The sequence below is a fragment of the Alkalibacterium sp. m-11 genome, assembly GCF_054658155.1.
Map to the genome: position 1 here is coordinate 1 of NZ_BAAGIR010000001.1, position 26384 is coordinate 26384.

A 26384-nucleotide genomic window follows, 5' to 3' on the forward strand; every position below is an offset into this window, starting at 1 on the left:
ATTGAGGCATTTGAAAATCCAGGCAGTGCAGTACGAGTGGGTGAGATTACGAAGAAGCAGTCGCAATTATATAACACCTTAGGTGTTGTGCCCCCGACCACGTTATAATTTTTTGGGAATCTAGGTTTTAAAAGAAAATCAGCTGAATCAAATATCAAAAGCGGCATAATAATCGGTACCAAGTCAATGACACCAAGGGTCAAAGGCTATTTTTTAACTGCAAAACTTGAGTTATAAAGATTACTTAACAGGAAAATATAAGGAGAAAGCCAAGTATAATTTTAAACGTAAAAAGGATGCATTACTTTGGGAAGCTAATATGAAACTTAACAAAGCCAGTGGAATGGATATTGGGAGCAACCCTTATTTTTATGATTACTTTGAGAAATGGATTGATACATATAAATCAGTACCCAATGTATCAGCACGTACGTTTGATAATTATGTTACCACGAAGAACCATGTTAAAACATATTTTGAATTTGTAAAAATAAAAAATATAACAAAGGTGAACTACCAAACGTTCTTAAATGAACTAGCCTCTAAAAAAGCTAAATCAACTAATCAGAAGATGAATAAACATATCAGGTCATGCGTTAAGGATGCCATTGAATCAGGTATAATAACAAAAGATTTCACGTATAATGTAACGGTATCTGGATTAGAAGGACAGTCTGAAGAAGATAAATTTTTATCTGAAGATGAAATCAAACGTGTAATGTCTGAAATAAGAAATGGGATAACTTTAGATATGACCACTCGTTGGATGGCTATTCTACAATTTGCTGCTGGATTACGATATTCAGAAGTAGCTGGTTTAACAGTTGATGATCTTAAAAATAATACATTACGTATCAATAAAGCCTGGGATTTTAAAGGGAAAAAACTAGGGCCAACTAAGAATGGCCTTAATCGGACGATTCGTATTGAACCTGCCGTTTTTAAAGAGTTGAGAGCCTATGCCATCAAAAAGAAAGAAATGAACTTAAAACAAGGTATTTCCAACGATTTACTCTTTACAACTATTGAGGGTCTACCACCCTCTCATACTGCGATGAACAAAACTCTTAGAAGAGCATGTAAAAGAGCTGATGTGAAAAAAGTGACGTCTCATGCTTTACGACACACACATGTCTCTTTACTAATTTATCATGGTATGGATATAGTAAGCATATCTAAAAGAATTGGACATTCTAGTCCAACAACAACTATCGAAAAATACTCTCATATCATTAATGAGTTAGAGCATAAGAATGATCAAATCTCGGATGAAATGATTGCTAGCATCTTCTAAATTTGTTCAGAAACTATTCAGAAATTTATTCCTGAATGGCGATTTATGCCGGTTATCTAATTGTCTGATGATGATTAAATCAGTATAGAGGTTGATAACGAGCATGTATTTAAGTTCTCCCGAAACGTATAAAAAAAGCAAGTGATCCTGAAGATCACTTGCTTTTTTTATTTGATCCTCTTTCCAATACAAATAGAACCGGCAGACTATCCACAGCCTGCCGGTTCTATTTATTATTATTTCTTAAAAGTACAGGTGATCAATAAAGGTGCAAGTAGTTGTCTTTCTCCCACTGACTGACCGCAGCTTTATAAGAATCCCATTCGACCATTTTAGCTTTAACGAAATTCGTATAGATATGATTACCTAAAGACTCCTTGATCACATCATTTTTCTTCAGTGCTTTAAGAGCGCTATGAAGGCTGGTAGGTAAAGACTTGATTCCCTGCTGTTCCAGCTGAGCCTCGTCCATATCATAGATGTTGTCATTCGTTTCTTCAGGTGGTGTCATTTCATTGGTGATGCCGTCCAGTCCAGCTTTCAGCATCGCTGCTAATGCCAGGTACGGATTAGCCATCGGATCAACTGAACGTACTTCCAGACGAGTAGACATGCCTCTTGATGCTGGAATTCTTATCATCGGTGTACGGTTACTTCCAGACCAGGCGATATATACAGGAGCCTCATAACCAGGTACCAGACGCTTGTACGAGTTAACGGTTGGATTGGTAATCGCAGTAAATGCCGGGGCGTGATGGAGCAGGCCTGCCAGAAATTGATACGCTTCTGTACTTAATTGTCTTTCATCCGACTCATCATAAAATACATTCTCGTTATTTCTGAATAAAGACATGTTACTGTGCATACCTGATCCATTAATACCAAATACAGGTTTAGCCATGAATGTCGCATGTAATCCATACTTACGGGCGACCGTCTTAACAACTAATTTAAAGGTCTGAATATTATCACAGGCTTCAACTGCATCTGCATACTTCCAGTCGATTTCATGCTGTCCAGGGGCCACTTCATGATGACTCGCTTCAATTTCAAATCCTAGATCTTCCAGTTCAAGAACGATATCCCGTCGGCAGTTTTCAGCCAGATCAGTTGGAGCCAAATCAAAGTATCCACCATTATCATTAGGTCTTTCAGTTATTTCATCGTTTTCATCTAGTTTAAGTAAAAAGAATTCAGGTTCGGGCCCAAGATTGAAAGACGAATAGCCCAAATCTTTTGCTTCTTTAAGTACACGTTTCAAATTGTTTCTCGGATCTCCCAAAAACGGCGTCCCATCAGGATTCACGATATCACATATCAATCGTGCCACACGCCCTTTTTTAGTCGATTCCGTTTCCCAAGTAAATACCAGCCAAGTATCAAAGTCTGGTTTCAGATACATGTCCGATTCCTGTATACGAACAAACCCTTCGATAGAAGATCCATCAAACATCATTTTGCCGTCCAGAACTTTATCAAGCTGACTTACAGGCACCTCTACGTTTTTTACTGTTCCCAGTATATCTGTGAACATCAAGCGCAAAAAGCGTACATTACTCTCTTTTACATCTTTCATTATTGTTTCTCTTGTCACCTTTGTCATGTCTTCCTCTCCCCTATCTATACCACTTGTTGTATTACTTACATTTAGGTTGCTATTAAAAGCACTTTTGAATGGTACCACTAGATGATGCACCATGCAATAGGAGGTTAATATGTAAATGAAATACGGTTATTTACAGAAGATTATTAAGTTCAAGGTGAATATACTTTCGATAATTAATAACCCACCTGCCTCCCTGCTGCTTTTCAGCAACAGGAAGACAGGTGGGTATATTTTAATAGAGTTCAAAGTAACGATCGGTTTCCCACTGCGTAACAACCTTGGTAAAGTTATGCCAGTCTGCAGATTTCGCTGCGACAAATCGTTCAAAAATATGCTCTCCTAATCCGTCGATAATTGTTTGATCTTTTTTAAGAGATTCAATTGCTTCATAAAGGTTCTGTGGCAGAGACTGTATATTATTTTCGTCCCGCTCGATCTGGTCCATATTATAGATATTCTTGTTAACTGGACTAGGCGCGCTTTTTGCTTCACCGATGCCTTTTAGTCCTGCTTTGAGCAATACTGCTAATGCCAGATACGGGTTAGCTGTCGGATCTACGCTTCGCAACTCAACTCGCGTAGAATTGCCTCTAGAAGCCGGTACTCTAACGAGTGGGGTTCTATTAGTTCCTGACCAGGCAACGTAAACAGGTGCTTCATATCCAGGCGTCAGACGCTTGTATGAGTTGACTATCGGATTACATACCGCAGTGTAGGCTTGAGCATGATCCAGAAGGCCTGCAATGAACTGGTAAGCTGTTCCACTTAATCCATCTTCAGATTCAGAATCGTAAAATGCGTTACCCTCTTCATTGAAAAGAGACATATTGAAATGCATACCGGATCCACTGATGTTTTCGATCGGTTTAGGCATAAATGTCGCATGAAGGCCGTGCTTTCTGGCTACCGTCTTGACAATCAGCTTGAATGTCTGGATATTATCACATGCTTCAACGGCATCTGCATATTTCCAGTCAATTTCATGCTGTCCGGGAGCAGCTTCATGGTGGCTTGCTTCTATTTCAAATCCGAGAGCTTCCAACTCCAGAACAATGTCTCTACGACAGTTTTCAGCCAGATCTGTAGGCGCCAGATCAAAGTAACCACCATTATCATTTAATGTTCTGCTCGGTTTACCATTCTCATCTAGTTTAAAGAGGAAAAATTCAGGCTCTGGTCCCAGATTAAAGGATGTGAAGCCAAACTCCTTCATTTCCTTCACAACACGTTTAAGGTTGTTTCTTGGGTCTCCCGCAAAAGGCTGACCGTCAGGCATGTGGACATCACAAATAAAACGGGCAATCTTGCCGTCACCATTTTCAAGTTTCCATGGGAATATCAGCCATGTATCTAGATCAGGATGCAGCTTCATATCACTTTGATCAATTTCTACAAATCCATCTATTGATGAGCCGTCAAACGCCATTTCATTATTCATGACTTTTTCCAGCTGACTAACTGGTACCTCCACATTTTTGATTACTCCATCGATATCTGTAAACATCAATCGGAGAAACCTCACATTCTTCTCCTCTGCTTCTTTTCGAATCGTCTCTTTTATCTCGGCGGACATAGTCCTGTCATCATTCCTTTCACCACTTCTCAGCGGCTCTTTTTATTCATACATATTAGGGTACTAGTAAGACAGACTGATGTCAAACGAGAGGTCTTGATGTGTGAATTCAAAATTATACACTCTTCTGTTCATTTTTTAGATAGAAGCAAAAAAAAGCCGAGATCAGCTGATCTCGACATAACAAAAGTAATTACTTTTTATTTTACTGCGTCTTTCAATGCTTTACCAGCTTTGAATGCAGGGACTTTGCTTGCAGGGATCTGGATTTCTTCCCCAGTTTGAGGGTTACGTCCTTTACGTGCAGCACGATCACGTACTTCAAAGTTACCAAAGCCAATTACTTGAACTTTTTCACCTTCAGCTAGTGAATCTTTGATTGTTTCGAAAACCGCTTCTACTGCTGCAGTCGCGTCTTTTTTAGTAAGGTCAGCTGTTGCTGCTACTTTTTCGATTAATTCTGCTTTATTTGCCATTGTATTCTTTCACCTCCTCAAAAGAAGATCGATGCATGAAGACCATTAAGTCCACTTGCGATCTTGCAACATTCCTTTGTTTTGAATGTAATGGGTGAAATAGTCTATTCTTGACATTTCATTTAAAAAGATACCACAGAATCGTTGATACTGCAATGGTTTTGTCAAATTCTCTTCCATTCCTCACATAGGGCCAGCCGATTATTTTGTTAGAAACTACTTTCGTCGTCTCGGTATAATACGAATAGGTGTTCCTTCAAATCTGAATGTATCACGGAATCTGTTCTCCAGATACCTTGCATATGAAAAGTGCAGCAGCTCCGGATCGTTCACAAATATAACGAATGTCGGAGGTGATACAGCGACTTGGGTCGTATAATAGATCTTCAGACGGCGCCCTTTATCAGTAGGCGTCGGATTCGTAGCGACGGCATCCATCACGACATCGTTCAAGATTGAAGACTGAATTCGAAGATTTCGGTTCATAAATACTTCTTCAATTTTATCCGGCAGCAGGTGAAGACGCTTTTTGGTCATAGCGGATACGAAAATGATTGGAGCATAGGCTAAGTACTGAAACTCATCTCTGACATCCAGTTCAAATTCCTTCATTGTATTTGTTTCTTTCTCAATCGTGTCCCACTTGTTGACGACCAGTATGATTCCTTTGCCAGCTTCATGAGCATAGCCGAATACACGCTTATCCTGCTCTCTGATACCTTCTTCAGCATTAATGACACATAAGACCACATCAGAACGTTCAATTGCTCTCATTGCTCTTAGAACACTGTATTTCTCTGTATCTTCGTATACTTTCCCTTTTTTACGCATGCCTGCGGTATCGATCATGACAAAGTCACGGCCATCTTTCGTTTCAAAACGCGTATCGACCGCTTCTCTAGTCGTTCCTGCTATATCAGAGACAATGACTCTTTCCTCTCCGATAATGGCATTAACCAGGCTGGATTTCCCTACGTTGGGTCTTCCGATCAGACTGAACTTGATAGTTGATTCATCGTATTCTTCTTCCATGTCTTCAGGAAATTCCTTGATCACTGCATCCAGAACATCTCCAAGTCCCAGTCCATGAGCCCCTGAGATAGGATACGGTGTGCCTAGACCTAATGAGTAGAACTCATAGATTTCCGTACGTAATTCCGGATTGTCTGCTTTATTGACAGCCAATATGATCGGCTTTCCAGACTTGAATAATATAGGCGCGACCTGTTCGTCTTCATTAGTGACACCTTCTCTGACACTGGTCAGCATGATGATCACGTCAGCTTCTTCGATAGCGATTTGAGCCTGATTTCTAATCTGAATATTCAACGGTTCATCTTCCATAGTGATCCCACCGGTATCGATAAGAGAGAATTCTCTGCCAAGCCATTCGGCATCAGCATAGATTCGGTCTCTTGTGACTCCCGATGAATCTTCTACTATAGAGATACGTTCGCCAACTATTCGATTAAAAATAGTGGATTTGCCCACATTTGGTCTTCCAACGATCGCTACTGTTGGTTTAGTCATTCAAACACCTTCTTCCATAACACTTTGCTTTAAATAGTCACACCCAACTAAAGCAGGCATAACACCTGCTTTAGTTGGGTGCGGTAATAATATACCGATTTGTTTAGCTGACTAGTCTTCGTCGCTGTCGTTATCCATAAATCCAGATAACTGGTCGCCGATCTGGTCACCTAGAGTAAACGCACCTTCGGCATCATCATCACGAAGTGAAGGCTGTTTAACTGAAAGTCTTTCATTCTGAGAAGACTGCTGGGGTGCCTCTTTAGCAGGAGCACTTTCGGTGTTTTCTGTGAGTGCTTTGATGCTTAGAGAAACACGTTCTTCCTGAGGATTGACACTCAGAACTTTCACTTCAATTTCTTCGTCTTTAGCTACAATTTCATGAGGAGTTTCCACATGTTTATGAGCCATTTCAGAAATATGAACTAATCCTTCAACACCAGGTTTCACTTCAACAAAGGCGCCGAAGTCAGTCACTCTTTTCACTTTACCTTTAACGACTGTTCCAGGAGCAAGCTCTTCTTCAACGTTATCCCACGGTCCAGCTAGTGTTTCCTTGATAGATAGGGAGATGCGTCCCTGTTCTTTATCGACTTTTAGGACTTTAACGTCTACCTGATCACCAATAGACAATTTGTCTTTAGGATGATTGATACGCTCATGAGCAATTTCTGAAATGTGAACCAGACCATCTGCACCACCGACATTGACGAATGCGCCAAAGTTGGTCAGACGAACGACTTCACCAGAAACTACAGATCCTTCTTCAAGGTTTTCAAGAGCTTTCTCTTTTTCAGCAGCCTGTTCTTTTTCAAGCAGAACTTTACGAGATAAAATCAGCTGGCGCTCATTCGGATCGATTTCTAGAATCTTGAATGTGTAGGTTTGTCCTTCAAACTGACTTAAATCGCTGACAAATGATGTATCCATCTGAGACGCAGGTACAAACCCTCTAACGCCCAGATCAACTGTCAATCCGCCTTTAACTACTTTAGATATAGGTGCTTCAACTGTTTCATCATTATTATATTTTTCCTGAAGCTCTTCCCAGACTTTACGCTGATCGACACGCTTCTTGGATAGTATGAAGCTTCCCTGTTCTTTATCTTTTATATCTCTTAGTACGACTACATCGATAACATCTCCGACAGAGACGATATCTGATGGATGATCAAAGCGTTCAGAAGCAAGCTCTCTAGGAGGGATGTGCCCTTCCTGTCCTCCACCAAGACCGACAATAACTTGTTTTTCATTGTCGATGGCGAGTACTTCACCTTTGACTAAATCACCCGGTGTAATGTCGACAACGTCTTTCATAACGTCTGACATTGACTCCGAATGCGTGTCATCTGTTTCAACAGCAGGCTGAACTTGAGCCTCTTCGTTTTCTGCAATCACATCTTCTGGAGATGTATCAGCAGATGAATTTACTTCAACTTGTTCATTCGCTGTTTCCACCGCTTCTTCGTTTGTCACTTCTTCTTCATTTCTGTTTTCTTTTTCTGTCATCTTTGTATGCCTCCAATACCAATAATTCCTACACTATTAATTGTACCGAATATGCTTTTTAAATTCCAGTAAAACATTTTCAGTTAAAAATCACCGTTTAGTTTAACTTAGTGCTAATCAATGACTTGATTTTTTCGACTACTTCTTCAATAGACAATTTAGTCGTATCGATGCGCACCGCATCCTCTGCCTGCTTAAGCGGTGATGTGTCTCGCGTTGAGTCCTTATAGTCTCGTTCAGCGATATCTTTTTTCAATTGTTCCAGATCAGAGAAAATACCTTTGCTTCTGTTTTCCTTGTGGCGGCGTTCAGCCCGCTCCATTACGCTAGCCACCAGAAAAATCTTTACATCCGAATCCGGAAGAACAACTGTACCAATATCTCTTCCGTCCATGACCACACCATTATTTTCAGCTAGTTTCTGCTGACGGGTCACCATCTCTTCTCTTACTAGCGGGTGAGCCGCTACGATTGAAACAGTATTGGTCACATTATTCTTACGAATATCTTCAGTGACATCTTCATTGTTCAGATAGACAGACTGGGCCATGTTTCTCTTTTTCAGAGTGATTTCTGTATGTTTGAGGAGCTCTAATAGAGCGCCCTCATCTTTAATGTTGACCTTCTTTCTTAAAGCTTCAAAAGTCAGCGCTCTGTACATTGCACCTGTATCGACATATATCAGGCCAAGATCATCTGCTATGCGTCTGGCCACCGTACTCTTCCCCGAAGAAGCTGGTCCATCAATAGCAATCGTTACATTATGGGTTTCCATTCACTTTACACATCCAATATAATATTTTAGCAATTATTCAACTCGGAGTTCCTGTCCTACATATACTGTTTCTACCGTCAAGCCGTTCAGCTGCATCAGCTCTTCAGTACTCATGCCGTGATTCAGAGCGATACGGTACATATTATCTCCTGCTTTAACCGTATAGTATTCTCCCTGACCAGCAGGTTCTGGTTCAGGCTCGGGTTCGGGCTCTGGCTCGGGCTGAGGCGCCGCTGGCTGCTCAGTTACTGGGGGTGTCTGAACATTTTCCTGTTCTTCTTCCAGTTCAGGCTCCACTTCAGGTTCAACTTCTGGCTCTGGTTCATTTTCTTCCTCATCTGGTTCCTCATCTTCGATTTCCGGTTCTTCCTCTTCCGGTTCTTCTTCATCATTGACAGCCAATGACTGCTCAACTGAGGGGGATGAGGGATCCTCGGACATATCTTCCCTGTTTGAAAACCATGCATACGCAGAGATAGGTAAAATAATTAATAATGCCAAAAAAATCACGATTACTGTTAAAATAGGGGAAATACTCTGTTCTCTTTCTCGCTTCGCTTTTCTGGACATCGGTTCATCATCAGTATAATCAACTTCTTCATCAAAACGTTTGGACCAGAGTTCTTCCATCGATTCACGATCTTTTTTACTCATTCATATACTCCTCTCAAACTAATCGTGTCTCATTATATCATAGAATCCTTATTCTTTGAGTCTAGCTTTGCAAATTAAATAAAAATTTTAGCTTGTCCTGCCACAGATCTTCACTCTTTTGTAATAAATTGGGCCATTCAAATGGTTCATAAGGAAGTGAGAGGGGCCGGATGCACCCAGTGCAGCAGCCATTACGTCTAACTTCAGGTTTTTCACCAAAATAATCGAGTAGAGCTTCGCGTTTGCATCCCTGTCGTTTAGCGTAATCCACCATGGTCCTTAGCTGGACTGATTTATGTGTATGATAACGGTCAACCATTTCAGCAGCCTGTTCAAAAGGAATGTTCTGCTCTATAAAATGCCGACTTATATTTATCTTGGTGTCGTCTTTCAGATGATCGAGTGTCTCAGCATGTCTGTAAGCGAAAATCAGTTCATCTCTGTTCGGTAGAGTATTTTCCTGCAGTCTCATCTGGATCGCCTCATCGCCATTTTCATAAAGAAGTAAAGCGACCCCACCTTTTCTGTCTCTGGAACACCTGCCGATTTCCTGCAGGTACATCTCCGGACTTCCAGGTAGATGGTAGTGAATGATGAATCTGATGTCCGGCTTATCGATCCCCATCCCAAAAGCACTGGTAGCACAGATAACGGGTAAGGCATCTGATAAAAATTGAGACTGTATCCTGCGCTTGTCCTCTTTATCCAGATCACTATGGTAACTTTCACAGGGAATCCCCATTTGTGATCGTATCAGTTCGGCCAGTTGATCGGCAAGTTTCTTACTGGAAAAATAAATAATGCCAGGTCCTTTGAACTCACTGACTGCATGTAGCAGCCGGTCCTGCTTGTCTCCGGCAGACTGTTCCACTCTCAGTTGTATAGACGGCCGGTCCACAGGATAAATAATCTGGTCCACTTCTGAACTGAGGTTAAGTACAGAAAGAATATCCTTTCTCACCTGTTCAACTGCCGTAGCAGTCAGTGCCAGTGTCAATGGATTGTTCAATTCCTGCCTGACTTTACCCAACTTCAGATAGTCTGCTCTGAAGTCCATTCCCCATTGAGAAATACAATGAGCTTCATCTACTACAAGTAGAGACAAGTTGATTTGTTTCAGCTGATCGATCATCCCTCGCTGCTGAAGCATTTCGGGAGACACGAATATAAATTTATATGCTGATAAATTCCGAAGAATATCCTGCTTTTCCGTATAGGAAAGAAAACTGTTCAGTGCAACTACCGACTTTTCACCGCTGCTTTTCATTTTTTCCACCTGATCTTCCATAAGTGAAAGCAGTGGCGAGATGATGACAGTCGATCCGCCAAGAATGTATGATGGAAGCTGATAACAGAGCGTTTTCCCCGTGCCTGTCGGCAGCATGACAAGTGCATGCCTCTCTGCAAGAACACTGCTTATCGCTTCTTCCTGTCCAGGGCGAAACTTATCAAATCCAAATTTGTCATTTAAAAGTTTTTTAGCCTGATTACTCCTGTCATTTATCATAAAAATCCACGGATCCTTTCGATTTCAATTAATCGATACCAGAAAAACTCAAGCTGCTGAATCTCCTGTTGTGCCTGAGCATAGGTTAGAGACGGATTGTTTTTAAAAAGTTCTTTCAGTCGATCTCGAACACGCCCTGGAATTAATGATTCGTACCCTTCATACCGACTCATCAGCACTGCTTCAAGAACATGTTCTTTTATCGTATTCTCTTTTACTTTACGCAGGGCTGCTGTTTTATGAATCGTACTTCCATTCATTAAAAGTGTCAGACTTCTATAGGCACTAGCACTGAGTCCATAATGACAGGACTTGTGAACACTCTCCCACAAAGATTTCAACAGGACCGATTCATCAAGAGACTGGTATAATCTGGCCATGAGAATCTCTGTAGTGATCAGGACTTCTAAAGGTGTCATATCATATTTCTGAGCTGTCTGTCTTTTAGTCATCCCTTCATAGTTATGACCGATCATCTGATCTACCATAAATGAAGGATATACATCTGGCAAGGTCTCGAGAAACACCTTAATCTCTTCCGACCATTTTACAGACAAGGATCTCTGAGGAAAACCTTGTTCTGCTAACCATTTTTTTATGCGGTTCTGACTGATTCTGTTACTGATATAAGGCATATATTCCTTGTTACCATAACTGAACTCAGATAAGATCTGGCTGACAAATATGAACGAATGCCAGAATTCTTTACGTGTCAGCGCACTGGACATATCCAGCCTGCAGTCCAGCATTGTATACTCTGAAATGAATGCTTGTTTAGCCTGCTGACCTTTGGTAGTCGCCTGGTATCGTCCTTCTTTTTCTGAGAGCCAGCCCAGAGCTGACAGTTTATACATCCTGTCTGTCCATTGTGCTGTAGATAGTGACAATGGAGAAAGAAAAAGAGATTGGAGCTGATTCTTCTCAGCAGTAAATAGGGTGGAAGGCGTCCGCTTTCCTTCTGCGATCAATTCCAGCTGTCTGATTGAAACAGCTGTTTCCTGAGAAAACAAGTAATTGATGTAGTTCAATTCAAACCTTTGTGTCATACGTCACCCACTGTATTCATATTAGTTTCTCCACCTCTACAATACACTATACAAGCAAATAATTTAAGTTCTTTATTATGTCATGTAATTTTGCAGAAGGAAACGTCGCCTGTGAACTGAACATGTAAAAAGCCTGCAGAGACTTGAACAGAAGCATTACAGGAGTGACCCTGTCATAATCCATACAAATTTCTGCAGACTGAAGTGTTCATATACAACGATACTTAATGTGTCTTCTTAAGATTGAGATACAGTAACCTGTGTCTGCTTCTTACGATTAATTTTCTTTCTAGTCTTATCAAGCCAAGGTTTGAGTTTCGAAAAGGCAATAAAGAACAGTACTGCTACTATAGGACCTTTAATCATATTGAAAGGCACAATAGCAAACAGCAGATAAGTTCTCATTGGTCCGACACTGAGACCCATTACTGCCATATAGGCAGGTGCAATAAACAGCCAGTTTGCTAAAGCCATAGTTGCAGTCAAAGAAACACTAGCAGCACCGCCAGCAAGAAGTTTAAATTTCAAGGCAGTTCCTTTTTTTGCGATAATCAAGTACAGCGGAAGTGTATAAGATAATGTTGCAATAAAAGCTGCTGTATCTCCAATCGGAAATCCCATTTCTCCGCCCTTTTGAGCGTACGACAGGAGTGAGCGAATGAATGCAATAGCAACACCAGCCAGTGGTCCGTAGACATACATTCCGAAGAGCACCGCAAGATCACTGAAATCTATTTTCAGGAATGGTGATCCGGGCAGTATTGGGAATGAAATCATGGATATGACCCATGCAAGGGATGCCAGCATAGCAATGCCTACCAGTCGTTTTGTTTTGTTATTTGTCATAATAAATCCTCCTGAAAGGATCCATCCTGCTTAGGGTGAACTTAATGATGAGAGTGTTCTGGCCCTCTGCTTGTCTGATACTTGAAGCAGGAAAGACAAAAAACTCTGCCAGTTCCCCACCTCAGGTCACTAACAGAGCAAAAAGACAGAATTTATTTTCAGTCAGAAAGCTCCATCTTCTTTATCCAGACTATACTGTCGGTACTGGAATTACACCAGTTCAGCAATCACTGATCGCTCGTGGACTTTACCACCGGTCGGGATTTACACCCTGCCCCTGAAGATGAATCGTTATATTTATTTCTGATATTATTATACTGAGTATAATCGATGAAGTCAAGCGCTCTTGCTCAACATTACACAGGACACTAAAACTATTGACATTATTCACTTTCCCCAGTTTCGATCGGAAGATGAATAAGGAACGACGCCCCTTTTCCTAATGTTGATTCGACTTCTATATACCCTTCATGTGCTTCTACGATGTTCTTAACTAATGACAGTCCAATGCCTGTACCATTTGCATTGAATGAGTAATTATTTCGGGATTTATCTGCTTTGAAGAATCGGTCGAAGATATACGGAACATCTTCTTCCGGTATTCCAGTCCCAGTATCTTTCACGACCATAACTACTTCGTTCAAGTCCTGCTCATTGTATAGCTGTAGCGTCACGACTTTTTCAGACTTATCAGTCATACTTGTGTGTCTGATCGCATTATTTATTAAATTGACAAACACCTGATCCATCTTATCTTTATCCATGACGAGATGAACGTCTTCTTTAGGCATGTCAAGCTGAAGCGAGACTTCGGATTCATTCGCCATTTTATCAAAACGGAAAAGCAGGCTTCTCAAGTAACTGTTAAGGTTCACATCAGTTTTCTGAAGCTCGATATAACCTGCTTCCATACGTGACAAATCAAGCATCTCATTTACCATACGGTTCATTCTCTGTGATTCATCACGAATGATCGCCGCCATCTCTTTTTTCTCTTCAGTGCTTTCCGCAACGTCGTCGAGTATCGCTTCACTGTAACCCTGAACCATGACCAGAGGGGTTCTCAATTCATGAGAGATATTATTAATAAAGTCGACTCTCATTTTATCAAGTCGATGTTTCTTCGTCTGATCATTAGTTGAAACAAGAATACCTCTTAAGTCTTCAGTAAAATCATCTACTAGAGGGAGAATCGTTACATCGTGATAAGATTCTTCCATTTCGATTGAAAACTCTCTGATTTTCTTATGTGTAACCACTTCCCGCAGCTGGTCCCCCAGATCGATAAACTCTTCATCATGTGAAAATGCAGATTTTTCGATTTGATATTGGGTAAGAAATAAGTCCCCGACCGGGTTGGACAGCAGGAGGGTCAGTTCTGAATCATAATAAAGAATACCTGTTTCGATGTTTTCCAATATATGAGCAAGCAGTTCTTTTTCCTGCTTAACCACTGTCCTGTTCGTTTCAAGTGAATGACCCATTTTATTCATTGCCATAGCCAGTTCAGACAAATCATCTCGCCCAGAAATCGGAAGCTGATGACTAAAATCGTCTCTTGCAAAGTCAAATGCTATATTCGTCATCGCATTTATTGGTTCGGACACATTTTTTTTGAGATACATGTAATAATAAGCTGCAATAAGCAGGTGAAGGATAGTCAAACCAGTAATGACCCAGGTCATCTGTCTCTCAATTGAGATAAGAAAAAATAGATCCGCATACGAGTATAGGATGAGTTCCTCTTCTTCTGTAGATGTCGGCTGGATACGAAACACAAAAGGAATGTTATAACTCACTTCATTATCCTGATCTGAGCGTATATTCACATGTTCCTCCTGGGGCTGAAAGTTCTGGATGATATCCGGTTTATTTTCCATTGTATCAAGGACATCCGCTGGGAAAGAGTAGACCCATGCTTCACCATCTGGAGAATCGAACGTTTCAGAAGCCAGAGCGAAATGAATACTCGAATGGAGATTATTAATAGACTCAATGTTATCTATTAAAAAATGTGGATCCGCAATAGCTAAGCGTTCCACATTTATAATAATTTCTTCAAAGTCATTCATGAAGTTTTCTTTAATCTGCTGGGAATAAAATACACCGTAAAACACTGTAGTAGCAATAAAAGAAAATAGAGTGATACCAAAGGTGATAAGCCATATTCTGATTGCAACTACATTGATTTTCATGCTGTCTACTCCTCTTCTTCATGAGGATAAGAATTCAGCTTATATCCTAGTCCCCAGACTGTCTCGATCATTTTCGCTGCCACATCAGATTCTTTTTTGAGCTTTTCTCTCAAACGTTTAACATGGGTATCAACTGTTCTCAAGTCCCCGAAAAATTCATATTTCCACACTTCTCTTAAAAGCTGCTCTCTGCCAAAAATCTGATCAGGTGCTGACATGAGGTAATGAAGCAAATCATATTCCTTCGGAGTCAGATTGACAGTTTTCCCGTCCGCAGTAACACGTCGGGAATCGTTGTCGATTTCAAGATGAGGAAGCTTGAGGGTATCTGAAACATCTCCTGCAGCATCTGTTCCACCTGCGCTTGATTTTGTCCGCTTAATGATCGCTGCTACACGTAAAACGATTTCTCTTGGACTGAAAGGTTTAACGATATAATCGTCTGCTCCTACTTCAAACCCTTGTATCCGGTTTAGCTCTTCCCCTTTTGCCGTAAGCATCATGATAGGTGTCTCTTTTTCTTTTCGGATTTCTTCAGCTACCTGAATCCCGTCCATCTCAGGCATCATGACATCGAGCAGAATCAGGTCATATTCATTTTCCAGTGCGAGGTCCAGAGCAATCCTGCCGTTTTCAGCTTCATCAATATCGTAATCAGCTTTTTCAAGATACATTTTCAGTAAACGTCTGATTCTATCTTCATCATCTACAACTAATAACTTTTTAGCATTCCCTTGACTAGTCTCTTCGGTCACTTTAAGACACTCCTCTAAATAATAGTGGGTTCGTTCACTTATCGATCGCTGTTGATCTCTTGTCTATCATTATAAATGAAGAACAATGATACTTCCAATCATTTCGCCTGTGATCCGGTGGGTTAGGACTCTTCGACAAGCTGCTTGAGTTTATTGACCTCGAACTGTTTAAGTTCTCTCCATTCACCTGATTGAAGCCCTTCAGCAGTCAGGAAGCCGTATTTATCACGATTCAGTTTCTCGACTGGAAAGCCGACACTTTTAAGCATCTTTTTAACCTGATGGTTTTTCCCCTCATGAATCGTCAGTTCCACAAGACTAGTATTTTTTTTAGAATCCACATCAATAATTCGCGCTTTAGCCGGTCGTGTCTTGTAACCATCGATCACTACGCCTTTTTCTAGTCTGATTACAGGTTTTTTATCGATCAGACCAGTGACTTTAGCAATATATGTTTTTTCCACGCCAAATTTAGGGTGAGTCAACTGATTTGTCAATTCACCATCATTGGTCAAGATAATCACACCAGTTGTATCATAATCCAGACGACCTACAGGATAGATGCGCTGTTCAACCCCGGAAAGCAGATCAACAACTGTTTTTCTTCCTTTAGGATCATCTGCGCTCGAGATTACACCCCTAGGCTTATTTAAAAGAAAATAGTACTTCTGTTCCTGTACAATAGGGACACTGTCCACTTCAATCAGATCAGTCTTTTTTACATTAATCCCCATTTCTTTCACTACTGCACCATTCACCTTGACTCTGCCCTCTTTTATCATCTTTTCAGACGCTCTTCTAGAAGCTACACCTGCGTGAGCCATGACTTTCTGTAAACGTTCCATAAACGTTTCTCCTCCATCTCTAGTATCAGACTATAACTAAAAATCAGCTGACTCTTCAAATAAACTCTGATTAGTCAATTCTTCTTCCAGTTCTAGTTCAGGTAATTCTGTTAAATCGTTCAAGCCGAAATAATCGAGAAAATAGTCAGTCGTACCGTAAAGTACAGGTTTACCGGGAGCATCAAGTCTTCCAATTTCCTGAATAAGATCACGGAGCTTCAATTTCTGAAGACTGGACGACAGCTGAACTCCTCTAATTTCTTCGATTTCCATTCGTGTGATCGGCTGCTTATAAGCAATTACCGCTAATGTCTCAACAGAGGCTTTACTCAGTTTCTTGCTCAATGGCGACTGAGCATATACTTGAATTGCTGGTGAGTATACTTTTTTTGTTGCAAGCTTGAAACTATCTGCTGTTTCGAGAAGGGTCAGTCCGCTTGTATCATCGCCTTCATATTTCTCTTTCAGCTTAGTCAGACAGACCTTTGTATGGTCCATCGTCGATTTTGTTAGCTGAGCCAGTTCATTTAACGTAACTCCTTGTTCACCTGCCACAAACAGCAATGCCTCTAATGTACCTAATTCATTCATCGCCTGTCGCTTCCTTTCATTGACCCACTGCTGAACTAAGATATATTTCTCCGAAACACTCTTTCTGTTCAATAAACAATCTGTTTTCTTTTATCATTTCAAGAACAGCTAAGAAAGTGACGACGAATTCCTTTTTTGTCGGCACGGTGAACAGGTCTATGAATAATATTTTCTGTCTGTTCTCCGATAACTTTTTCTCAAGCCATTCTATCTTATCACTGATCGTAATTTCTTCAAGATCAATAGTGGTCGGCCCAGGCTCCATCCACTGTTTTTTTCTGATCATTTCACCAAAGACACCCACAAGGTCGCCCAGTGACAGTTCATTGGGGCTCAACGGAATGGACTGCTGAAAATGTGTAAGATCTGAATGATCTTTTAAATAATACTGCTCCCTGTCATCCCTACGTTCAGACAGTTGTGAAGAGGCGTACTTAATTCTGCGATATTCAAGAAGGCGCTCTTGCAGCTTTTCAATAGAGTCTTCTTCAACATCGAACAGTTCGCCTTCTTCTTCCCACTCATCATTACGAGGAAGGAGAAGCTGACTCTTGATCGACATCAGGGTGGCAGCCATTACTAAATAGTCTCCAGCAATGTCGAGCTGCAGCATCTGCATTGCGTGGAGATAATTCAAGTACTGATCGGTTATTTCTTTTATCGGTATATCATAAATATCGATCTCATATTTATTTATGAGATGCAGCAGTAAATCCAGAGGCCCTTCAAAGACATCAAGATTGACTTTCCATTTTTCACTCATATGCTGTCCCTGCTTTACTCATCTCTATCGGCTTCTTTTTTCCACTTTGTCACGAGTGGAGCAGTTTCCAGTGTGCCGACAATCTTCTTAGGTGAACAGATCCTTGACAGAGCTGTCAGCATTCGAAACGCCATGCCTTCTTCTCGATAAGACGGATTGATTGCAATGTGTCTGAGAAGAACAATTTCCTCTTCATCTTCAATACCGATCACTCCTGAAAGATCACCGGTTTCCTGACTTTTCCATAGGTAAAGCTGTCTGTTTTCTTCCTGTTCGTACCACTGCATCTCATTTGTGAGTCGAGTAGTATCTTTTAGATCAGGTACATAGGAAAGCAGTCCCATCGTTATTTTCTGGTAGTCTGATTTATATTTAATGAGCATCTTTCGCCCTCCTATCCCTCAAACTGTTGTGTGCTAACTTCCAGGTTAAGAAAATCAGTATAAGTTTCTCGTTTAACTGCCAGCGCATGTCTGCCTTCTTCGACGAAGACGACTGCTGGTCTCGGTAACCGGTTGTAGTTACTGGCCATTGAATAGCCGTACGCACCAGTACTGAATACAGCCAGTATATCATCCTGAGCGGGTTTTGTAATGGAAAGATCCCAGATAAGCATATCTCCGCTTTCACAAGCTTTACCTGCGACAGATACTTCTTCTGTTTTTTCACCATTCACTTTATTGGCTAGAACTCCCGTGTATTTTGCCTGGTATAAAGCAGGACGAATATTATCAGCCATGCCTCCGTCTACAGAGATGTACTTTCTAATACCAGGAATTGATTTCTCAGTACCGATCGTATATAAAGATGTCCCCGCTTCTCCGACAATACTTCTACCCGGTTCGATCCAGATCTCAGGCAGGTCCATTTCCAGCTTCTGTGACTGATCTCTGACAGCTGCCATGATTGCATTAGCATAAGTGGATAGTGGCAGCGGCGCATCTTCCTGGGTGTAACGGATACCGAATCCCCCTCCGGTATTTAATACCGAGAGAGTAAAATCATATTTATTTTCCCATTCTTTTGCTTTGGCCATCAGTTTTGCAATAACTGCCTGATACCCGTCTACTTCAAAGATCTGTGAGCCTATATGAGCATGCAGACCGATAACGGTCAAATAAGGGGAATCCCGAAGCTCTCTGATTGCCTGTTCGGCCTGATCCGAAGACAAGTCAAACCCGAATTTAGAGTCTTCCTGTCCGGTGGTAATGTAATCATGGGTGTGAGCAGCCACGCCCGGTGTGACCCGGATGAGTACGTCCATCTGCTTTTTCTTGTTCTCAGTCAGTTCTTTCAGCATAGATAACTCGACGAAATTATCTACAACGATACAGCCGATATTATAATCGATGGCTTCCCTCAGCTCCTGCCATGACTTATTGTTGCCATGGAAATGAATTCTTTCTGCAGGAAAGTCTGCTTTGATTGCCAGAAACAATTCTCCTCCAGAGACGACATCAAGCGAGACATCTTCTTGGGCAAGAATCTCATATAATGCAAGGGACGAAAATGCTTTACTCGCATAAGCCACTTGGCTTTTGTTTTCATAAGCTTTGAAAGCATCTTTAAATGCTTTGATTTTCTTTTTAACAAGGCTGATATCATAGACATATAAAGGCGTACCGTATGTTTCAGCCAGTTCTACTGAGTCAACCCCACTGATTTCAAGATGATTATCATTAGTGACGGTCATATTCTCCATCAGTCTGCTTTCATTTGAAAAATTAGTCATTCTATCCCACATTTCTATTTAGTCTGAACCCTGATTGCTCTGTTTTTCAGTTCAAAAAACATCCAAGAATATCATACCTACATATGGCTGAAAAATCAAACTTCCATTAAAAAAAGTACAGAATATGCACTTATACACACATGCTGGTCATGGGCGTTATCTCTTAGACTCCTTTTTCAAAATATGAGGAAAGGAGTCCTTAGTTATTTCTAAGAACTCCTTTCCTTTATCTTCTTTATACGTTCAGATCTGTTTACAGTTCAGCAATAACACGTTTGACCAGTGTTTTGAATGAATCTCTGACGCGCGTCGTCACTTCAACGACCTCGTCATGGTTCAATGATTCCTGCATCCCTGCAGCGTAGTTCGTAATACATGAGATGCCGGCGACTCTCAATCCAGCATGTCTTGCGACAATTACTTCCGGAACAGTTGACATGCCCACTGCATCTCCACCAAGAACGCGGATCATTCTGACTTCCGCTGGTGTTTCATAAGTCGGTCCTGTCAGACCAAGATAAACACCTTTCTGAATAGCAATATCATTTTCCTTAGCTACTTTTTCGATTGTTTCCTGATAGTCTCTATCGTAAGCCTGGCTCATATCAGTGAATCGAGGACCGAATGTTGCATCATTTGGTCCTAGAAGCGGATTGTCACCAGTCATATTAATATGATCAGTAATGATCATCAGGTCACCCGGTGTATACGATTCGTTGACTCCCCCAGCTGCGTTGGTCACCATCAGCGAACTCACGCCAAGCGCTTTCATCACTCTGACAGGGAAAGTGACTTCTTTAAAGCTATACCCTTCGTAATAGTGGAAACGTCCCTGCATAGCAATGACCTTGCGATCGCCCAGTGTTCCATATACAAGCTTGCCGGCGTGTCCTTCGACTGTTGACACAGGGAATCCTGGAATATCTTCGTAAGGGACTTCTACTGCATTCTCTGCTTCGTCAGCAAGTTCTCCAAGTCCAGATCCTAAAATAAGTCCGATTTCAGGATGTTCCATTCCTTTTTCTTTCAGAAAAGCTGCAGCGTGTTTAATAGCTTCTACGTATGTTTCGTTCATTAGTCAGTCTCCTTCGCACGATCTTTATAATCTACCTAGTTTAATTTATCTAAAAAACTTTCTCCGAATCCAGTTCCTTCGACACCAAAGTTTTCAGCAACAGTTGCGCCGATATCAGCAAAGTGTCCCTGAGGAAGAGCTTCGGGGTTTTTAAATTTCGAGCTGAATGCAAGCAATGGTACATACTCACGTGTATGATCAGTCCCATGATGAGTTGGATCATTCCCATGATCGGCTGTGATGACAAGCAGATCCTCTTCATCAAGTGCCTTGATGAGTTCAGGTACTCGTGCATCAAATGCTTCAAGAGCCTCTTTGTAGCCTGTTACATTACGTCTGTGTCCATACAAGGCGTCAAAATCGACCAGGTTGGTAAAACTCAATCCAGTAAAGTCTTTTTTCATGACATCAAGCAGTTTATCTACTCCATCCATGTTGGAAGATGTACGCACGGAATCAGTAATGCCTTGTCCATTGAAGATATCATTGATTTTACCTACAGCTACTACATCTTTTACAGCTGCTTTCAGTTTGTCCAGCACAGTTTCTCCGAACGGGTCCAATGCGTAGTCATGGCGGTTGCTGGTACGAGTAAAGTCCCCAGGTTCTCCCACATATGGTCGAGCAATGATTCTTCCAATCATATAGGGCTCGTCTTTAGTAAGTTCTCTGACATATTCACAAATGTCGTATAGTTCTTCGAGAGGAATTACTTCTTCATGTGCAGCGATCTGAAGGACAGGGTCTGCAGATGTATATACGATCAGATCTCCCGTTTCCATCTGATGCTTGCCGTATTCATCCAAAATATCAGTTCCAGAAGCAGGTTTGTTCCCGACTATTTTACGGCCGGTATGCTTTTCGATCTGATCGATCAGCTCAGCCGGGAAACCGTCAGGAAATACGCGGAAAGGCTTATCAATGTGCAGCCCCATGATTTCCCAGTGGCCAGTCATCGTATCTTTACCAACTGATACCTCTTCTAATTTTGTATAATAAGCAGAAGTATCATCAACTGGATCGATCCCTTTAAGCGGAGCAATGTTGCCTAACCCCATTGCCTGCATATGCGGCAGATGAAGACCAGCTTCTTCTGCTATATGGCCTAGTGTGTGAGCGCCTTCATCATTGAACTTTTTGGCATCAGGTGCTTCGCCGATACCGACAGAGTCCAGTACCATTAAGTGTATTCGTTTAAATGACATACTATGTCCTCCTAGATTGTCTTTCATTCAGAATAAATCAGGTCAACTGAAAAAGCAAGAATACATGAAAGTCGGGCCTTATATATGATAGATTTTTTATCATTTACTCATCTTATTCAGGCTCTCGGATGGTATTTTCCATAAATATCCTTTAAGCGATGTTTGGTAATATGTGTATAAATCTGTGTTGTAGACACATCGGAATGCCCCAGAAGCTCTTGAACTACTCTTAAATCTGCGCCATTTTCCAGAAGATGAGTAGCAAAGGAATGCCTCAAGGTATGAGGCGTAATCGAAGCCCTGATTCCCGCTTCCTGTTTCAGTTGTCTGATTTTTTTCCACACCCCTTGCCTTGACAAGGGTGCCCCCCTGGAATTGAGAAAGATAACGGGGGTTTCTTTCCTTGCCTTGTTCAATAAAAATGGACGAGCGCTTTCCATATAATACTCAAGCCACTTACACCCCATTTCACCAATTGGAATGAGTCTCTCCTTATTCCCCTTACCAACGATTTTAATCAGTTTCATCGACAGATGAATATCCTCAGTCGTCAGTTCGATTAGTTCAGTGATCCGGAGCCCCGATGCATAGAGGACTTCCAGCATTGCACGGTCTCTTATTCCTAAAGGTTTCGTTGTATCCGGCGTTTCCAGCAGCCGGTCTATATCGTTCATAGAAATAATTTTAGGCAGTGTCTCTGCTTTTTTTGGCGTCTTGACATACAGCATCGGATCTTCTGAAGTGACCCCTTCCTGTTTTAAAAACTGATGAAATTTTCTCAGACTGGAAAACTGCCTGATTATCGTATTATCTGACTTATCAGATTGTCTTTCCTCACTAAAGAAAGAGAGGAGAACGTAGCGATCGATCTCCTCCCAGCTGATTAACCCTTGTTCGTTCAAATAAGCTACGTAGTGTCTGATATCTCTCTGATAACTCTCAACAGTGTTAGGAGCCAGCCCTTTTTCAACCTTGAGATAGATGAGATAATCTTCAACCGGTCGTCTATCCATTGACATCGCCCTCTTCTTCCTTGTCCTGCTCTGCACAGTTTCTGCAGATTCCGTGAAAAGTCAGACGATGGTCCTTAACGAGAAAGTGATAATCTCTTTCAATTTCCTTTTCGATTTCAAACAGCATATCCTGCTTCACTTCTTCAATGCTGCCGCATTTAAGGCAAAGTAAGTGATGGTGCTGATGTTTGTCACTTCCCATGTTCAGGTCGTACCTGGCAATCCCGTCCTGAAAAGTCAGCTTGTTGATGATCTGCAGCTCCGTAAGTATTTCTAGCGTTCGGTAAACTGTAGCTAGACCGATGCCGGTATTCTTGGCCTTGACTAATAGATAAATTTCTTCTGCACTCAAATGGTCCTTTTCTTTTTCAAGCAGCACTTCCACTGTCAGTTCCCTCTGTGGAGTCAGTTTAAATCCGGCTTTATGGAGCTTTTCCTTGATTAGTTTAAATGAAGAGTCTAGTTTTTTCATGATGAACTCCCTTAGTTGATAATGATTACAAAGTATTCCGATTATTCATCTTATTCATTAGAATAAGTATAAAATAATCGACACTAAGTCTCAACTACTATTCTAGTCCTCTTCAGGCAATCTGATCAGATTCGTCCCATTATCATCCTGATTGACCAGTCCCTTTTTCATCAGCCTGCCGACAGCACGTTTGAACTGGCCTTTGCTGATACCGAACTGCTGTTTTATAACTTCCGGATCTGTTTTATTATGGAAAGGAATAGAATGGTCTTCTGAACGCTTGAGCACTTCCAGGAGCATCAATGCATCTTCTTCCATCACTTCATGTGCTCTAGGTTTTAATGAGGTATACAGTACCCCGTCTTCTCTCAGACCGATAACTCTTCCTGAAATAGTTTCTCCCAGTTTCGGTTCCTGCTCCCGTTCACTCGGATGCACAAACAGAATGTGCTTATCTTCAGTGATCGCATACGTCCCGCTTTTCTTCAAGTGAAAAACAATGCCGCTTACATTATTGTTATGCATGTCTTTCGTGCCTTCTACGTAGTCTTCAAAGAACGCCTCTTCATCTGCTGGTTTCCCCCAGATACGGTCTTTAGAGTCTGTTGTAACAGTCAAATAAAGCCTGTTTCCTTCTTTAGGCCACAGCCTCCCTTCAACTGGCAAGTCATCCATTGAGACGACTACATCCTTTTCTTCCCATCCTATATTCACAAATACGCCAAGTTTACGATTAACTTTAACGACCTCTCCCCATCCGTATATCCCTGGTCGAATCGCTGGAATATCAATGGTAAAAACCAGCTGATCATTTTTGTCTGAATAGACAAACCCTTTCAGTACGTCTCCAATTTCAGCAGAGTCGCCGGACAGCACTTTGTATGTGATTCCGTCTTTTTGTACAAAAAGCTGATCATTATGCTTATCTGTGACTATAGCGGTTATTTCTTTAGCTAAATTATTATTCATGTTTATCTCCTTTATTTCAGTTTAAAAAAGACGAGACAATGACCTGGAAGAATCATTATGGACAGCTGAGTCAGCAAACAGAGTATGTCCGATTCCTATCAATCATTATCTCATCTTTTTTTGATGTTTATATCATTTCTTTCGTTAAATCAATTAGATGGCAGTTGTCGCTCCACGGTAGATGATTCCACGTCTTGCGTCAACAGTGATAAGCTCATCCTGTTCAATCAGTTCCGTAGCATTTTCTGCAGAAACGATCACTGGGATACCCATTGCGATACCGATAACAGCGGCATGAGAAGTCAGTCCGCCTTGTTCTACAACGATAGCTGCAGATTTTTCAATAGCCGGCAGATAATCCTTGTCAGTGTTCTTGACAACCAGTACGCCACCTTCAATTGCTTTTTCCATAGCTTCCTCAGCAGAACCGGCAACAATTGCTTTTCCGATAACTGATTCAGATCCGACACCTTGACCGCTTGTCAGTTTAGATCCGATAAGCTGAATCTTCATAACGTTAGTCGTTCCACGCTCACCTACTGGAACACCTGCAGTAATAATGATCAGGTCGCCTTCTTTAGCGTACCCTTTCTCTACAGTAGTCTGAGTAGCCAGGTTGAACATGTCGTCAGTTGATGTCGGTTTCTCAGATACTGTCGGCTGTACTCCCCACTGCAACGCCAGTCCTCTAGCTGTTTCTTCACTGAATGTAACCGCAAGGATGTCAGCTTTGGGTCTGAATTTTGAAATCATGCGTGCTGTATGTCCTGATTCAGTAGCAGCAACGATTGTTGAAATGTTCAAGTTTTTAGCAGTGTGACCGACAGCCTGACCGATTGCTTCAGTCATATCATTCTGGTCGTATGCTTTAAGTGCAAATGCATCCTGGTTAACTAAAGCAGTTTCAGTACGCATGGCGATGTTGTACATTGTCTGTACAGATTCTACAGGGTAATCTCCTGCTGCAGTTTCACCAGAAAGCATGATTGCATCGGACCCGTCAAATATAGCATTCGCTACGTCTGAAGCTTCAGCTCTAGTTGGACGAGGATTTGCCTGCATTGAATCCAGCATCTGAGTAGCTGTAATAACTGGTTTACCAGCATCATTACATAGACGAATCATTCGTTTTTGAACAATTGGCACGTCCTCAGTCGGGATTTCAACTCCAAGGTCACCACGAGCAACCATCAGGCCGTCAGAAATCTTAAGGATTTCTTCAAGGTTGTCTACACCTTCCTGGTTTTCGATCTTAGGAATGATCTGAACATGCATTTTATCTTCTTTTTCCAGGATTTCAGTAATTTCAAGTACATCAGAAGGACGTCTGACAAATGAAGCCGCGATATAGTCAATGTTGTTATCAAGTCCAAACATGATGTCAGAACGGTCTTTGTCAGTCAGACCAGGCAGATTTACAGAAACGCCAGGGACGTTTACACCTTTTTTGTTTTTAAGATCGCCTGTGTTCTGAGCAGTAGTTACGATATCTTCGTTTTCACGATCGATATCCGTTACTAGTAGATTGATAAGACCATCGTCAAGAAGAATGTTCGATCCAGGAGTCACGTCATTGATCAAATCAGTATAAGTGACTGAAAAACGTTCGTTTGTTCCTTCTACTTCATTCATAGATACACGAACTGTGTCCCCTTTAGTAATGGTCACTTTTCCGTCTTTCATGTTGTTCGTTCGGATTTCAGGACCTTTAGTATCCAGCATGATACCGACCATTTTACCAGTCTGTTCAGATGCTTTTCGGATATTCTTGATACGGTTCAGGTGCTCTTCGTGATCGCCGTGTGAGAAGTTAAGTCTTGCAACGTTCATTCCTGCTTCGATCAGTTTAACTAATGTATCAAGTGATTCACTTGCCGGTCCAATGGTACAAACAATTTTCGTCTTCTTCATTATCTGACTCTCCTAAAAAATAGTATTTGGTGTTGCATTTAT

At 41.4% G+C, this 26384-nt stretch carries 24 protein-coding genes and 1 riboswitch; of the genes, 1 reads left to right on the plus strand and 23 read right to left on the minus strand.

Annotation, left to right across the window (positions count from 1 at the left end):
- The first annotated feature begins 226 nt into the window (after positions 1-226).
- Complete coding sequence (locus ACYQ2O_RS00005; RefSeq protein WP_459769892.1) at positions 227-1294, plus strand: tyrosine-type recombinase/integrase; 1068 nt, start codon at positions 227-229, stop codon at positions 1292-1294.
- Positions 1295-1553: 259 nt separating this feature from the next.
- On the opposite strand, the gene glnA (ACYQ2O_RS00010) is transcribed toward ACYQ2O_RS00005, so the two are convergent.
- The 23 genes from glnA (ACYQ2O_RS00010) to pyk all read right to left on the minus strand — a co-directional run bounded on the left by glnA (ACYQ2O_RS00010) (position 1554) and on the right by pyk (position 26342).
- On the minus strand, positions 1554-2897 hold the full coding sequence (gene glnA, locus ACYQ2O_RS00010; RefSeq protein WP_459795766.1) for a type I glutamate--ammonia ligase: 1344 nt from the start codon (positions 2895-2897) through the stop codon (positions 1554-1556).
- Positions 2898-3132: 235 nt separating this feature from the next.
- Positions 3133-4473, minus strand: a complete 1341-nt coding sequence (gene glnA / locus ACYQ2O_RS00015) for a type I glutamate--ammonia ligase (protein ID WP_459795767.1) — start codon at positions 4471-4473, stop codon at positions 3133-3135.
- A 200-nt stretch (positions 4474-4673) separates the two neighbouring features.
- The gene (locus tag ACYQ2O_RS00020) at positions 4674-4949 is read right to left on the minus strand and encodes an HU family DNA-binding protein (protein ID WP_091266765.1); all 276 of its coding nucleotides are present in this window, start codon (positions 4947-4949) and stop codon (positions 4674-4676) included.
- A gap of 216 nt (positions 4950-5165) precedes the next feature.
- Positions 5166-6479: a ribosome biogenesis GTPase Der gene (der, locus tag ACYQ2O_RS00025; protein ID WP_346024600.1), complete on the minus strand. Its 1314-nt coding sequence runs from the start codon at positions 6477-6479 to the stop codon at positions 5166-5168.
- Between the two features lie 111 nt (positions 6480-6590).
- Positions 6591-7988 carry a 30S ribosomal protein S1 gene (rpsA, locus tag ACYQ2O_RS00030; protein ID WP_428830609.1) on the minus strand — a complete coding sequence of 466 codons (1398 nt, stop codon included), beginning with the start codon at positions 7986-7988 and terminating at the stop codon, positions 6591-6593.
- A gap of 97 nt (positions 7989-8085) precedes the next feature.
- A complete protein-coding gene (gene cmk, locus ACYQ2O_RS00035; RefSeq protein ID WP_459795768.1) occupies positions 8086-8763 on the minus strand; it encodes a (d)CMP kinase in 678 nt (225 codons plus the stop codon).
- Between the two features lie 33 nt (positions 8764-8796).
- Positions 8797-9417 (minus strand): LysM peptidoglycan-binding domain-containing protein, encoded by a 621-nt coding sequence (locus tag ACYQ2O_RS00040; protein ID WP_459795769.1) that lies wholly within the window; start codon positions 9415-9417, stop codon positions 8797-8799.
- A 61-nt stretch (positions 9418-9478) separates the two neighbouring features.
- Positions 9479-10924 (minus strand): RecQ family ATP-dependent DNA helicase, encoded by a 1446-nt coding sequence (locus ACYQ2O_RS00045; RefSeq protein ID WP_459795770.1) that lies wholly within the window; start codon positions 10922-10924, stop codon positions 9479-9481.
- Complete coding sequence (locus tag ACYQ2O_RS00050) at positions 10921-11970, minus strand: helix-turn-helix domain-containing protein (RefSeq protein WP_346024709.1); 1050 nt, start codon at positions 11968-11970, stop codon at positions 10921-10923. Before ACYQ2O_RS00050 ends, ACYQ2O_RS00045 begins: the two co-directional genes overlap by 4 nt.
- A gap of 237 nt (positions 11971-12207) precedes the next feature.
- Complete coding sequence (locus ACYQ2O_RS00055; RefSeq protein WP_459795772.1) at positions 12208-12816, minus strand: ECF transporter S component; 609 nt, start codon at positions 12814-12816, stop codon at positions 12208-12210.
- A gap of 170 nt (positions 12817-12986) precedes the next feature.
- Positions 12987-13105, minus strand: a riboswitch (FMN riboswitch).
- Positions 13106-13199: 94 nt separating this feature from the next.
- Positions 13200-15011, minus strand: a complete 1812-nt coding sequence (locus tag ACYQ2O_RS00060; RefSeq protein WP_459795773.1) for a sensor histidine kinase — start codon at positions 15009-15011, stop codon at positions 13200-13202.
- Positions 15012-15016: 5 nt separating this feature from the next.
- Entirely contained in the window at positions 15017-15766 is a 750-nt protein-coding gene (locus ACYQ2O_RS00065) for a response regulator transcription factor (RefSeq protein WP_281241338.1), read from the minus strand.
- Between the two features lie 122 nt (positions 15767-15888).
- The gene (locus ACYQ2O_RS00070; RefSeq protein WP_459795775.1) at positions 15889-16611 is read right to left on the minus strand and encodes a pseudouridine synthase; all 723 of its coding nucleotides are present in this window, start codon (positions 16609-16611) and stop codon (positions 15889-15891) included.
- Positions 16612-16647: 36 nt separating this feature from the next.
- Positions 16648-17202, minus strand: a complete 555-nt coding sequence (scpB, locus tag ACYQ2O_RS00075) for an SMC-Scp complex subunit ScpB (RefSeq protein ID WP_346024707.1) — start codon at positions 17200-17202, stop codon at positions 16648-16650.
- Positions 17203-17218: 16 nt separating this feature from the next.
- On the minus strand, positions 17219-17965 hold the full coding sequence (locus ACYQ2O_RS00080; RefSeq protein ID WP_346024706.1) for a segregation/condensation protein A: 747 nt from the start codon (positions 17963-17965) through the stop codon (positions 17219-17221).
- A gap of 14 nt (positions 17966-17979) precedes the next feature.
- On the minus strand, positions 17980-18348 hold the full coding sequence (locus tag ACYQ2O_RS00085; RefSeq protein ID WP_346024705.1) for a GNAT family N-acetyltransferase: 369 nt from the start codon (positions 18346-18348) through the stop codon (positions 17980-17982).
- Positions 18349-18359: 11 nt separating this feature from the next.
- Positions 18360-19697 carry a diaminopimelate decarboxylase gene (gene lysA, locus ACYQ2O_RS00090; RefSeq protein ID WP_346024704.1) on the minus strand — a complete coding sequence of 446 codons (1338 nt, stop codon included), beginning with the start codon at positions 19695-19697 and terminating at the stop codon, positions 18360-18362.
- Between the two features lie 253 nt (positions 19698-19950).
- Positions 19951-20772: a purine-nucleoside phosphorylase gene (locus ACYQ2O_RS00095; protein WP_346024703.1), complete on the minus strand. Its 822-nt coding sequence runs from the start codon at positions 20770-20772 to the stop codon at positions 19951-19953.
- A gap of 35 nt (positions 20773-20807) precedes the next feature.
- On the minus strand, positions 20808-21977 hold the full coding sequence (gene deoB / locus ACYQ2O_RS00100) for a phosphopentomutase (protein ID WP_459795777.1): 1170 nt from the start codon (positions 21975-21977) through the stop codon (positions 20808-20810).
- 116 nt (positions 21978-22093) lie between these two features.
- Positions 22094-22990, minus strand: coding sequence for a site-specific tyrosine recombinase XerD (gene xerD / locus ACYQ2O_RS00105; RefSeq protein ID WP_346024712.1), 897 nt, complete (start codon positions 22988-22990; stop codon positions 22094-22096).
- The gene (fur, locus tag ACYQ2O_RS00110; RefSeq protein ID WP_346024701.1) at positions 22983-23462 is read right to left on the minus strand and encodes a ferric iron uptake transcriptional regulator; all 480 of its coding nucleotides are present in this window, start codon (positions 23460-23462) and stop codon (positions 22983-22985) included. Before fur ends, xerD begins: the two co-directional genes overlap by 8 nt.
- 102 nt (positions 23463-23564) lie before the next feature.
- Complete coding sequence (locus ACYQ2O_RS00115) at positions 23565-24431, minus strand: S1-like domain-containing RNA-binding protein (RefSeq protein ID WP_346024700.1); 867 nt, start codon at positions 24429-24431, stop codon at positions 23565-23567.
- A gap of 153 nt (positions 24432-24584) precedes the next feature.
- Entirely contained in the window at positions 24585-26342 is a 1758-nt protein-coding gene (gene pyk, locus ACYQ2O_RS00120) for a pyruvate kinase (RefSeq protein WP_459795778.1), read from the minus strand.
- Positions 26343-26384 lie beyond the last annotated feature (42 nt).